General features: G+C 41.3%; 12 protein-coding genes and 2 tRNA genes. 6 read left to right on the forward strand and 8 right to left on the reverse strand.

Features of this window, described 5'->3' with window-relative positions; all coding sequences use genetic code 11:
- Window positions 1-43 precede the first annotated feature (43 nt).
- Entirely contained in the window at window positions 44-874 is an 831-nt protein-coding gene (locus N5852_RS08650) for a TrmH family RNA methyltransferase (RefSeq protein WP_262097413.1), read from the reverse strand.
- A 192-nt stretch (window positions 875-1,066) separates the two neighbouring features.
- Between N5852_RS08650 and N5852_RS08655 the strand changes: the two genes are divergently transcribed.
- The 3 genes from N5852_RS08655 to map all read left to right on the forward strand — a co-directional run bounded on the left by N5852_RS08655 (window position 1,067) and on the right by map (window position 2,279).
- A tRNA-Tyr gene (locus tag N5852_RS08655) sits at window positions 1,067-1,150 on the forward strand.
- Between the two features lie 26 nt (window positions 1,151-1,176).
- Window positions 1,177-1,250 (forward strand) — tRNA-Gly (locus N5852_RS08660).
- 243 nt (window positions 1,251-1,493) lie between these two features.
- On the forward strand, window positions 1,494-2,279 hold the full coding sequence (gene map, locus N5852_RS08665; RefSeq protein WP_262097414.1) for a type I methionyl aminopeptidase: 786 nt from the start codon (window positions 1,494-1,496) through the stop codon (window positions 2,277-2,279).
- Between the two features lie 66 nt (window positions 2,280-2,345).
- Here the strand turns inward: map and rarD are convergent, their stop codons facing one another.
- Together rarD and N5852_RS08675 are read right to left on the reverse strand one after the other, a co-directional pair.
- Entirely contained in the window at window positions 2,346-3,248 is a 903-nt protein-coding gene (gene rarD, locus N5852_RS08670) for an EamA family transporter RarD (protein WP_262097415.1), read from the reverse strand.
- A 292-nt stretch (window positions 3,249-3,540) separates the two neighbouring features.
- Complete coding sequence (locus N5852_RS08675; protein WP_262097416.1) at window positions 3,541-3,837, reverse strand: DUF1344 domain-containing protein; 297 nt, start codon at window positions 3,835-3,837, stop codon at window positions 3,541-3,543.
- A gap of 385 nt (window positions 3,838-4,222) precedes the next feature.
- Between N5852_RS08675 and aroC the strand changes: the two genes are divergently transcribed.
- The 3 genes from aroC to N5852_RS08690 are packed head-to-tail and all read left to right on the forward strand — an operon-like array spanning window position 4,223 to window position 6,806.
- On the forward strand, window positions 4,223-5,311 hold the full coding sequence (gene aroC / locus N5852_RS08680) for a chorismate synthase (RefSeq protein ID WP_262097417.1): 1,089 nt from the start codon (window positions 4,223-4,225) through the stop codon (window positions 5,309-5,311).
- Window positions 5,312-5,364: 53 nt separating this feature from the next.
- On the forward strand, window positions 5,365-6,480 hold the full coding sequence (gene ribB / locus N5852_RS08685) for a 3,4-dihydroxy-2-butanone-4-phosphate synthase (protein WP_262097418.1): 1,116 nt from the start codon (window positions 5,365-5,367) through the stop codon (window positions 6,478-6,480).
- Between the two features lie 56 nt (window positions 6,481-6,536).
- A complete protein-coding gene (locus N5852_RS08690; RefSeq protein ID WP_262097419.1) occupies window positions 6,537-6,806 on the forward strand; it encodes an exodeoxyribonuclease VII small subunit in 270 nt (89 codons plus the stop codon).
- 109 nt (window positions 6,807-6,915) lie between these two features.
- Here N5852_RS08690 and pip read toward each other — a convergent pair whose 3' ends face one another.
- From pip to prfB, 5 genes are all read right to left on the reverse strand, one after another.
- The gene (gene pip, locus N5852_RS08695) at window positions 6,916-7,863 is read right to left on the reverse strand and encodes a prolyl aminopeptidase (RefSeq protein WP_262097420.1); all 948 of its coding nucleotides are present in this window, start codon (window positions 7,861-7,863) and stop codon (window positions 6,916-6,918) included.
- 27 nt (window positions 7,864-7,890) lie between these two features.
- Window positions 7,891-9,240: a bifunctional UDP-N-acetylglucosamine diphosphorylase/glucosamine-1-phosphate N-acetyltransferase GlmU gene (gene glmU / locus N5852_RS08700; protein ID WP_262097421.1), complete on the reverse strand. Its 1,350-nt coding sequence runs from the start codon at window positions 9,238-9,240 to the stop codon at window positions 7,891-7,893.
- 42 nt (window positions 9,241-9,282) lie between these two features.
- On the reverse strand, window positions 9,283-10,020 hold the full coding sequence (locus N5852_RS08705) for a cytochrome c biogenesis CcdA family protein (RefSeq protein WP_262097422.1): 738 nt from the start codon (window positions 10,018-10,020) through the stop codon (window positions 9,283-9,285).
- A 148-nt stretch (window positions 10,021-10,168) separates the two neighbouring features.
- Entirely contained in the window at window positions 10,169-11,113 is a 945-nt protein-coding gene (locus N5852_RS08710; RefSeq protein ID WP_262097423.1) for a phosphodiester glycosidase family protein, read from the reverse strand.
- Between the two features lie 222 nt (window positions 11,114-11,335).
- A protein-coding gene (gene prfB / locus N5852_RS08715) for a peptide chain release factor 2 (RefSeq protein ID WP_262097424.1) occupies window positions 11,336-12,464 on the reverse strand; the annotation gives its coding sequence in 2 pieces (ribosomal slippage) (window positions 11,336-12,394 and window positions 12,396-12,464; 1,128 coding nt in all).
- Window positions 12,465-12,571 lie beyond the last annotated feature (107 nt).

Below are 12,571 nucleotides of genomic sequence, written 5' to 3' on the forward strand. Positions count from 1 at the left end.
TAAGTGCTAAAAATCTGAGTAGTCGATAATAAGAGCTAAAAAACTATTTAGCTTTTAAAAAATTGCGTGCCGCATAAAGAGCAATAGCAGTAGCATTAGAAACATTGAGCGATTTTATTTCACCAGGCATATCAAGACGCGCAAGATAGGATACGGTTTCGCGTGTTTTTTGCCGCAAGCCCTTTCCTTCTGCACCCAAGACCAAGGCGATTTTTTTGCCTGTAAAGGTATCTTCCAATGCAAGCGGCCCTTCAGAATCAAGACCAAAGGTCGTAAAACCTGCCTTGTGCAACTGCTCAATTGCAGTAGCAAGATTACCGATACAAATATGATCAATAAGTTCTAGAGCACCAGAAGCAGATTTAGCTAAAACGCCTGATTCAATTGGCGAATGGCGTGCAGTCGTTATTAATGCGCCGCCATTAAACGCTACTGCCGAACGCATAATTGCCCCAACATTATGGGGATCAGTTACTTGATCCAATACAACGACAAGCTCACTATCACCGAGGGCTGAAAGCGCACGCGGACGTAATGGCAAAGCTTCAAGCATGGCGCCTTGATGCACGGCATCAGACCCTAGCAACCGATCTATCGCCCGTGGTTCAACGAATTCTGGCTCAATCGGCAAATCCTCTTGTGCAATTTCAAGCCGCGCAAAAGCATTTTGGGTTAGCAAAAGCCGCTTAAGCTTACGGCGAGGATTAGCCAAAGCTGCCCGCACAGTATGCAAACCATAGAGGCGAACGAGTCCATCAGGCACAGTTTCAGGTGAAAGTGCCGGACGATTTGATTTAGGGCCGCTATTTTGGCTGTCTCTATATTGACGGCGCAAACGGGCATAATGGGAATCTTTAGGAGTTTTTGAGTTCATGAGCCATTTATAGGCGTATTTACTATCCACGGATAGAACTAATTTTTCACATTTTTATATTTTTTTTCATTTTTTTTGAAATAGGCTGTTGACTTCTGCTCAACTTATCGCCATAACCCACTCCGCAAGCTGCAACGAATTAAGGTTCTACAGATTGCAAAGTTAAAAGCTGGTTCAGCTAGCTTGAAAAGTGGAGTGGTGCCCGAGGGGTTAAAGGGGACGGACTGTAAATCCGTTGCGTAAGCTACGTTGGTTCAAATCCAACCCGCTCCACCATTTTTCTTTAGCTGACATATTAGCTTGCGGGTATAGCTCAGTGGTAGAGCAGCAGCCTTCCAAGCTGAATATGCGGGTTCGATTCCCGCTACCCGCTCCAAATAAATTTCCCAAAAAATAGATTATCTTTAATTTCGTTGCTTTTATTTGCATCTGGCCTTTTGTTCTTTGATGTAAATTATTACGTGATGCCAGCAATTGATTCTTTATAATTTAGCATATTTATTTGTTTACCTGACAATGAATGAGCATTAGGACGCTAAGCTAATCAAAACTTAAAAAAGTTTGATTCTTTTATTTTAAGTTGATTCGATAAAATGCTATAAGGGCCGGAAAAACCAACATGCTTAAAAGAAAAAAAGTTCCGATTAAGGGCGAAAAGGAAATCGCCAAAATGCGGGTTGCAGGCGCATTAACTGCCAAGGTGCTAACGGCAGTAAGCCCTTTAATAAAGGCTGGAACAACTACGGCTGAAATTGATAGTTTTTGCCACAATTATATTATCAATCAGCTGCATGCTATTCCCGGCAGTCTTGGGCAATATGGCTATCCCCATACTGTAAATACATCAATTAATGAAGTTGTTTGCCATGGCTGGCCAAGTGATCGAAAGCTTGTAAATGGCGATATTATTAATGTCGATGTAACTGTAAAAAAAGATGGTTTTTATGGCGATAGCAGCGTAACCTTTATTGTAGGTGATACGAGTGAAGAAGGCCAAAAACTAATTAAAACAACTCAAGAATGTCTTTATAAAGCGATTAGATTGGTAAAACCGGGTGCAACCTTGGGTGATATTGGTGCTTGCATACAAAATCATGCAGAAAAAAACGGCTATTCAGTGGTGAGAGAGTTTTGTGGCCATGGCATTGGCAGTAAAATGCATGAAGAGCCTAACGTGCTTCACTATGGCAGTCGCGGTAAAGGATTGGTGCTACAAGAAGGTATGACCTTCACAATTGAACCTATGATCAACCAAGGCACTGAGGATACTATAACCTTAAAGGATGGTTGGACAGTAATAACTGCTGATAACAAGCTTTCTGCCCAATTTGAGCATACTGTACTGGTGACCCAAAAAGGCGTGGAGGTTTTAACCCTGCGTAGCGACGAAGATTTTAAAGTTTAAGTATTGGGTTATAAAAATAAAATATTCTCATCATGTTTAAAGCTGCTCAGTTAGGTAATTACTGCTCTAGTTTTTTTCTTTTGCTATGAGGGCGCGATAATTAATTATCGACGAAGCGGTATAAATAATAAGGGCCAACCAAATAAGCGAAAATGCAATCAACTCAACATGGCTAAACGGTTCATCAAATAGAAAGACCGCGAATAAAAATAGAATCGTCGGTGTTATATATTGCATAAGCCCCAAGGTCATTAAATTTAGTGCCTTGGCGCCGGTTGCAAATAATATGAGTGGAATGGCGGTTAACGGCCCTGCCCCAATAAGCAATAATGTATCCAATGCGCTACCATCAGCAAAATGGTCGGTGCCGCCAGCTATAAAATAGGCCTGCATGAGAACAGCCGGTATAAAAAGAATAAGGGCTTCTAACATAAAACCTTGTGCTGGACCTATTGGCAAAGACTTACGAAATAAAGCATAAAGGCCAAATGTAAACGGCAAAACCAGAGAAACCCATGGCAAACCACCTTTATTAATGGCAAGAATCGCAACAGCACAAACAGCCAAAACAACCGCCAGCCATTGAACAGGAGTTAAACGCTCTTTTAAAAAAATGAAGCCTAGCAAAACATTTAATAGCGGATTTATATAATAACCAAGGGCTGCATCAACCGCATGATTATTACCAATTGCCCAGATGTAAACACTCCAATTACAGGTAATAAGTGCCGATGTTACACATGCCATAGCAAGAATCTTGGGGCTTTTTAGTGCATTTAATAAATCACCAAATCTACCAAGATACAGCAAAATAAGTCCGGCTACGGGCACAGACCAAATAATACGATTGGCAACCACCTCTAACACGTCAATATGCGCAACAGCTTTCATATAAAGAGGAAAAAGCCCCCAAAGGCCATAAGCACCCAATGCCGCTAACAGGCCGCGCATATTTGATGTTTGCATCATCGCCATACCCAAATTATCAAAGATTTTAAGCGGTAAACTAGCCGCGCGAATAATAAGAAACTAAAATAGCATGTTCCACTATTTTTTAACTCTTACAATAGTTATAACTCTTGGCAAGGCAAATAAAATACTCAACTTCGATTTAATATCTGTTCAACCGTTAAAGATAAAAAAAGCCTAGCATTCATAATGCTAGGCTTCGCCTCACTTAACCAAAAAATACTTAAATATACGAAATACAAGCAGTTTGTCGCCGTAAATAACTAAGCCGCAAACAGCTCAAAGACTTCAATCAGTTCGCCTGTGTTTGCCCATCGGGAAGTTCTACATGCGTATTTTCTCCCTCAGGCTCGATATCAGTGACATAGCGCTTTGATCCATCTACATCGTAAAATACAGTCACTTTCATTCCCGGCTGAATGACACTAAAATCAAATTCACCAGGCAAAGCATAGCTTTTGCCATCGGTTAATTGCATCGTATTTGTGTCGGGATCAATTGCTGTAATTGTTCCTTGAGCACTATCAGCAAATGCAGAAAATGGAAAAACAACGGCAGCTAAAGCACCTAAAAATAAAAGTTTGCGCATAAAAATTCCTTTTATGGGAACTCGGCCCATAACTCTAGTAATTAAAACCCCCAGCCAAAATAACCAAGTCGACCTTGAGTTACATTGCCCCGCTAACGAAAATTCTCAAATTGATAATATCAATTAAACCAACAAATAGCATCAATCTCTATAAAAATTCCTAATAACTTTACTCATTATATAAAGCACAATCAAATGGGCTAGTGATTAAGATTATATGAAAGGCGATATTAATGCTGGATGAATTTATATAAAGCAGCTGAATGTGACGAAAGATTGTAAAAAAACATCAAATTTTGATTATATAGTGTTATCATATTTGACCAAGCCCCAAAACACCAATAAAACATCCCTATCAGAATTTTAGATGAGTTGAGCAATTATCATGTCTTTCAATACATTTGGTCATATGTTTAAAGTTACAACCTGGGGAGAAAGCCATGGTAGCGCAATTGGTTGCGTAATTGATGGCTGTCCGCCCGGCATTATATTTTCGCTTGATGACATTCAAAAAGAGCTGGACCGCCGAAAGCCTGGACAATCGCGCTTTACCACCCAACGCCGAGAAGATGATATTGTAAAAATACTATCTGGCGTTCTAGCTGATGGTGACAACCTCATCACCACAGGTACACCCGTTTCAATGCTTATTGAAAACACTGATCAACGCTCAAAAGATTATGGCACTATCGCTAATAATTATCGGCCGGGCCACGCTGACTACACCTATGATGTTAAATATGGCATTCGTGATTATCGTGGGGGTGGCCGTTCATCTGCTCGTGAAACTGCTATGCGCGTAGCAGCAGGCGCATTAGCACGCAAAATTTTGCCAGAAGTTAAGATTCGTGGTGCCATTGTACAAATTGGTAATCTATCAATTGATAAAAGCCGTTGGAGTTTTGACGAAATTGATAATAATCCATTTTTTTGCCCCGACCCGATGATGGTAGAGCCTTTCACCAACTATCTTGACGAGATTCGCAAAAGCGGTTCATCAATAGGTGCAGTTGTAGAAATCATTGCTGAAAATGTACCAGCTGGACTTGGTGCACCAATTTACGCCAAACTGGATCAAGATATTGCCGCTTATATGATGTCAATCAACGCAGTTAAAGGTGTTGAAATTGGTGATGGATTTGCCTCTGCAGCGCTGCGCGGTGAAGAAAATGCCGATGAAATGCGTATTGGTACTGATGGCAAGCCAATGTTTTTAGCCAATCATGCTGGCGGTATTTTAGGTGGTATTTCTAACGGGCAACCCATAATTGCTCGCTTTGCTGTTAAGCCAACCTCGTCAATGTTAACACCGACTAAATCAATTGATAAAGATGGTAATGAGGTAGATGTTATAACCAAAGGCCGTCACGATCCATGTGTAGGAATTCGTGCTGTTCCCGTGGGCGAAGCAATGATGGCTTGCGCCCTAGCCGATCATTTTCTTCTTCATCGTGGCCAAACCGGCCGAATTTAAAAGATCAAAAAAAAACTGAGATTTAACTTGTAGATTTATAGAAAGTCCTTCAAATGAATCAAAAACAAAAACATGTGGTTGATGCCATTCGCGCTTTTGAACGCGGAGAAATGGTTGTTGTCATGGATGATAACGGCCGCGAAAATGAAGGCGATCTTATCGTAGCCGCAAGCCTTTGCACGCCAGAGCAAATGGCATTTATCGTGCGCCACACATCTGGCATTGTTTGTGCGCCAATGCCGCATAGCGAAGCAAAACGTTTAAATCTAGCACCAATGGTTGCCGAAAATGATTCTCCCCATTCCACTGCTTTTACAGTGACTGTTGATTATCGCCACGGGACCACTACTGGTATTTCAGCCAATGACCGCACATTAACCGTACGCAACCTTGCAAATCCCAATAGCGGTGCTGCTGATTTTGTTCGCCCTGGCCATATATTTCCATTAATCGCTCGTGAAGGCGGCGTTTTAATGCGCTCAGGCCATACAGAAGCAGCAGTTGACCTATGCCGCCTTGCCGGCTTGACGCCAATAGGAGTATTGTGTGAACTTGTTAATGATGATGGTACAGTGATGCGTGGGCCACAAGTGTCCAGCTTTGCCAAAGAGCATAATCTTCATGAAGTGACGGTAGCAGATTTGATCGCTTATCGTCAAAGACAAGAAAAGCTTGTTGACCATATTGGTGAAATAGCGGTTACCACTGCGGCAGGCCCTGCTATTGCCCACACCTATCAATTACCTTGGGAGCCTATGCAACATGTTGCAATCGTTCTTGGCGATATACGTGATGGTGAAAATGTGCCTGTACGCCTTCACCGCGAAAATGTTTTAAGCGATGTTTTTGGTACAAAAGATGAAATAACAACAATTTTGACAAAAATGATGGCAAAGGAAAAACGCGGCGTTCTTGTTTATTTGCGTGAAGGCTCAGTCGGCGTCGGTTTTGATGCCCATGACATGCGCAGCCGTGAGCTTATTCTTGAAGGCCATGAAGCCCATAGCGAAGCAGTAACCCGCGAGGATGAATGGCGACAGATCGGCCTTGGCGCGCAGATTTTAAAGGATTTGGGCATCAACTCTATTGTGCTTTATGCTTCAAAAGAACGCCATTATGTTGGCCTAGAAGGATTTGGCATCCATATTAGCCGCACAGAAATTCAATAAGTCTTGGTCTGCTATAAGGCACGCAAGATAGTTTTTAAACTTTTAGGTATATAGTAATGTCAGAACAAACAGCCCCTAATCAAGACAATAGCGATGTTTCAACCATGAGCTTTGAAAAAGCTTTAAGTGAACTAGAGCATATTGTTGAAAATCTTGAACGCGGCGATGTACCGCTTGAACAATCTATCCTTATTTACGAGCGTGGGGAAGCATTAAAAAAACATTGCGACACCTTGCTAAAAACTGCTGAAAATAAGGTTGAGAAAATTCGCCTTAACAAAAACAACGAAGCAGATGGTGTTGAACCACTTGATCAGCAAGACTAAAATAAAGGGCGTTTTAAACGCCCTTTATTTTTATAAAATGTTCAAGGCCAACTATATTCAGTATGGTATGACATTCTTTTACGGTAGTGCATTACTTAACTTAGGTTTATTACCCAAATCGTTTTGTTGCTGCAATGAGTGCTTTTGCAATACCGGGTTCATTCACGGCATGACCTGCATCTTCAATGATGTGCAATTCAGCTTCTGGCCATTTTTGCTTCAACTGCCATGCATTGATGAAAGGCGTACACATATCATAGCGACCGTGAATGATGATTGCTGGAATATGCCGGATTTTATCAACATCTTCTAACAACTGATCGTCTTTTTTCCAAAAACCACGATTTTGAAAGTAATGGCTTTCAATACGCGAAAAAGCAATCACAAAATCATCATTGCTAAAAGCTGCAACCTGTTCTGGATTAGGCAATAAATTAATTGCCGATCCTTCCCATTGCCCCCAAAGCTTAGCCGCAGCTAACTGCACGTTTTTATCATTACTGGTTAAGCGCCGATAATAGGCTGCAATCATATCGCCCTGCTCTTCTAATGGGATGTGATCGCGAAAGGCTTCAAAACGATCCGGGAATATAAGGCTTGCACCACGTTGATAAAACCACTCCACCTCAAAACGACGCAGCATGAATATGCCGCGTATGATCAGCGAACTCACATAATCTGGATGGGTTTGCGCATAAGCAAGAGCAAGGGTTGAACCCCAAGAACCTCCAAACACTTGCCATTGATCAACGCCCAAATGGATACGGATTTTTTCCATATCGCCAACCAAATCCCAAGTGGTATTTTCCCGCAATTCGGCATAGGGGGTTGATTGTCCGCAGCCGCGTTGGTCAAACAAAATGATACGATATTTTTGCGGATCATGTAAACGGCGCAAGGTCTTTGTAATACCAGTCCCCGGTCCGCCATGCAGCATAATCACTGGCTTCCCATCAGGATTACCACATTGCTCAACATAAAGACTATGAATCTTTGAAACTTTTAGCATCTCTTGATGAAAAGGTTCTATTTCAGGATAAAGACAATCAAGGCTCATAATCACATTCTCAAATAGTTGGACGCTTTATTTTTGCGCTTTCAATGATGAAAAATAAGCACGCAATGACTTAGCCTTATCTTCCTTATTAACCTGTCGTGCCCTTGCCAAAGCTAAAGCATCGGATGGCACGTTATCGGTAACCACACTGCCCGATCCAACATAAGCACCATCACCAATGACAACAGGTGCAATTAATGCACTATTTGAACCAATAAATGCGGCATCGCCAATTTTTGTTTGCCATTTATTAAAGCCATCATAATTGCAAGTAATTGTACCCGCACCAATATTAGCGCGCGCACCAATCTCGGCATCTCCAATATAGCTAAGATGATTAACTTTAGCATCCACACCGATTTGCGCATTTTTAATTTCGCAAAAATTGCCAACGCGTGACTTTGCGCCAAGTTTTGCACCCGGTCGAAGCCGCGCGAATGGGCCAATAGACGCTTTTTCACCAATAAATGCGCCCTCAAGATGGGAAAAGCTATGAATAATAGCTCCCGATGAAACTTCAACTTTAGGGCCAAAGACTACATTTGGCTCAATTTCGACATCTGCCGCAATTTTGGTATCAAAAGAAAAATATACGCTTTCAGGTGCCTGCATGGTAACACCATCAAGCATCATAGCTTTGCGGCAGCGTTGTTGCCAAATTTGCTCGGCTTGGCTTAGTTCCAAGCGGTTATTAATACCAATGACATTATCAAACGGAATTTCAATGGCGCGAACATCAAGGCCAGCTTTTGCTCCAAGCGCAACAATATCGGTTAAATAATATTCGCCTTTGGCATTATTATTTTCTATTTTTTCCAATAATGACAGGGCATGCTTGCCATTAACAGCCATTAAACCACCATTGCAAAATTTTATTTTCTTTTGTTCGCTGGTTGCGTCTTTTTCTTCTATAATGGCTTGTAGTTTACCGTTTTCGATAATTAATCGACCATAACCATGAGGTGTCTCACTATAAAAACCCATCACCACAATATCAGCACCCGCCTTAAGCTCTTGACGCGCAAGGCTTAAAGCTTCCGCTTGAATTAATGGTGTATCACCAAATACAATCAAAACATCGTCATAATTTTTAGCCAATATTTCACGAGCCGCCAATGCAGCATGGGCTGTACCAAGCCGTTCCTTTTGCTCAAAAAAGGCTGCATTGGGCGTTAAGGTAGATACAAAATCCTGCACGTCTTGCGCGCCACGTCCCACTACAACAGCAAGCTGATTAGAGCCTGCCTTTTCCATAGCCTGAACCACATGCCCAATAAGCGGCAATCCTGCAATTTTATGCAAAACTTTTGGCAAACTGGATTTCATGCGAGTACCCTCACCCGCACCTAAAACAACAGATAAGCAAGAACGTGACATGAAATCCTCTATATAACAATTTTAGTATGCAGTTTTACTTACCTAACCTAATTTAAGTAAAAACGGAAATGTATCAATAATCCAATTAGACACATTTTGCATTTGGCCAGTAATGAAGGCAAGTCCGGCAAGAATTAACAAGACACCAATTATTTTTTCAACAACACCAAGATGAATACGCATTGAAGCTAAGGCTGACATAAAACCTGCTGAAAAAACAGCAGCGATCAAAAATGGAACGCCAAGTCCAAGGGAATAAACAGCAAGCATTGACGCCCCTGTCCAAACGGTATCGGACCCAGCTGCTATTGAAATGATCGGCATTAGAATTGGACCAATGCACGGCGTCCAACCAAAAGCAAAAGCTAAGCCCATGATAAATGCACCAACTGGGCCTGATTTGGTTTGCTTTGTTTGGAACCTTGCTTCACGCAACAATAGTGGAATGCGAAAAACGCCTAAAAAATGCAATCCCATAATAATGATAATAATACCGGCACCGATAGCTATTTCAGATTGCCAACGCCGCAAGAAGTAACCGATAAAAGAGGCACTTGCTCCCAACAGCACAAAAATAAGCGTAAAACCCAAAACAAAAGCAATTGCAGGAATAAGAATTTGCTTATCAATAGCAAAGCCTACTTTTTTATCTTTGTTTCGTAACTCTTCGTAACTCACGCCCGCCATATAGCAAAGGTAAGGGGGAACCAACGGCAAAACACAAGGAGACAAAAAGGATAAGATACCCCCAAAAAACGCCCCCCAAAATGATACTTCCATCGCTAACCTATCGATCTTCAAAAATTAATTTTACAAAATAAGGACGAGTTTAAAAGTATATACAATTACCCAAGTCATGAACCGTCAACAAGCTTATTTTCTTGTCTAAATCATGTCCACCATGAATAACTTTATTAACAAAGCCATATCAATCATTCTTGTCAAGAGTTACAGCAATAATTGGCCCCAATCCGTGCCACCAGTCTTTACGCGAAAGTTCTGGTGAATAAAGACTCGAAATTGAGCCATCAAAAAATAATGCATTTGGTGTTTTTAGCTTATCTCGGAAAAAACGCGCCATCTCATCAAAATTGACCTTTTGTTCAGAAATAATAAAAATTACTTCACCATCATTCGTAACACCAACGCCATTGCGATATTCAAGGTAGGGAGATTGCGGAATAAACCGGTGATGAATCTCATTATTAATAACCAGCATCGGTCCAGATTGAGTGGCAAGTTGTGGTTTTAAACCACGAGCAATAAAGCTATCTGTATCCAATATACCAGCTTTACCATTATTAATGAAAAAGACCCCATTGGGTTTCATATGGAAGTTACCCGGACCATCCTTGGTGGAAATAGAATGAAGTTCTTTGCCATTTTCAACATAAAGCCCCACAGCAGTGTAATCAGCATGATACATGCCAGCATTCATCGCAAAAGCAATTGTTTTATTTTCAGCATTTAGGGCATTTTCTAACCGGTAAAACCGCTTATAGGGCTTACCATCAGCGCCATTTAAAAAGAGTTCAATTCTATCAAGACTGGGATTGGCACGGCAAACCACATAGGTTTTATATTCAAAGCTATCCGTGGAGCAAAATTGCTTTTTCAAACGTTCATCCACTGGGATAACTGGTGGCGGCAACACAATCTTTGATGTTTCTTCATCTTGCGGAGTGTTTCGCTGTTCCACCATATCTGGCTGTGGCAACAAACCAACTATTGGATCATTATCCTTGGTCGTAATATTCTGTTCAACACTATTTTGCCGAATATCATTGTTGCGATTTTCATTAAAAAACCACATAAAGCTCAAAATCAGTGCCATAACAACAATGACAAAAAAGCCGTAATAAAATAGCCGCATTGCAAAAACACCTTTGATATTAAATTAAAAAATCAAAACAGAATACATGAAAAAATAATTTTATTTCAACAAGTTAAACTAAATTGTTAAAGAAAATTAAAATAAGTTTGAAGGATAATTTATCTTTCACAAAAAAATATGGCGCATTTATAACGCATAAGCGAATAAATGCGCCTATAATTTAACCCAGTATTTTTAATAGGTTAACAAAAAGACTTAAACTTAATCAATATCTGCGACATCTTCACCGCCGCCATGCACACGTTGCGCAAGTGCAGCCTCCATGAAAGCATCGAGATTGCCATTTAAAACATCTTGCGGATCGGTACTTTCAACACCCGTACGCAGATCTTTGACCAATTGATATGGCTGTAAAACATAAGAACGGATCTGATGCCCCCAACCAATATCAGTTTTGCTGGCCTCAGTTGCATTGGCAACTTCTTCGCGCTTTTTCAGCTCTTCTTCATAAAGTCGAGCGCGTAACATTGACCATGCCGCAGCACGGTTTTTATGTTGCGAACGCTCGGCCTGACACTGCACAACGATACCCGTTGCAATATGAGTAATACGCACAGCAGAATCTGTGGTATTAATATGCTGACCACCAGCACCTGATGCGCGGTAGGTATCAATGCGAACATCAGATTCGGAAACTTCCACCTCGATATTATCATCAACAACGGGAAAAACCCAAATACTTGCAAAAGACGTGTGCCGGCGTGCATTAGAATCGTAAGGTGAAATACGCACCAAACGATGCACGCCTGATTCTGTTTTAAGCATGCCATAAGCATTATGGCCCTTAACAAGGATAGTTGCTGACTTAATACCAGCTTCATCGCCATCATGAACTTCCATGATATCGACCTTCATGCCGTGCTGGTCTGCCCAACGCGTATACATACGCAGCAGCATATTGGCCCAGTCCTGACTTTCAGTACCACCTGCCCCAGCATGAACCTCCAAATAGGTATCATTAGCATCAGCTTCGCCAGAAAGCAGCATATCAATTTGTCGCTTATCAATTTCCTGCTTCAAACCCTTAATAGCTTCTTCTGCATCTTTGATAATGCTAGCATCACCCTCTTCCTCTCCCATGGCGATAAGCTCAACACTATCATCAAGGGTTTGGCTTAATAGCCTTATACCAGCTATTGATTCCTCCAGCCGTTGGCGCTCACGCATCAAATCTTGCGCCTTTTGTGGGTCATTCCAAAGCGAAGGATCTTCTGCTTGCTGATTTAAATATTCAAGGCGTTTTAATGACTGATCCCAGTCAAAGATGCCTCCTCAGCAGGCTTATGGCCTGCCTAATTTCATCTACCAATGTTTCAATTTCTGCACGCATAATTACGCCACAACCTCTTAACTGATATACTTACATTCATTTTACAGTTATCAACTCAAGATTTTAAGCTGCAAAAATAAATGCGTTTCTTTGTCTTTTGCCTGTTT

Origin of the sequence: Bartonella sp. HY328 (genome assembly GCF_025449335.1) — a bacterium.
Taxonomy (GTDB): domain Bacteria; phylum Pseudomonadota; class Alphaproteobacteria; order Rhizobiales; family Rhizobiaceae; genus HY038.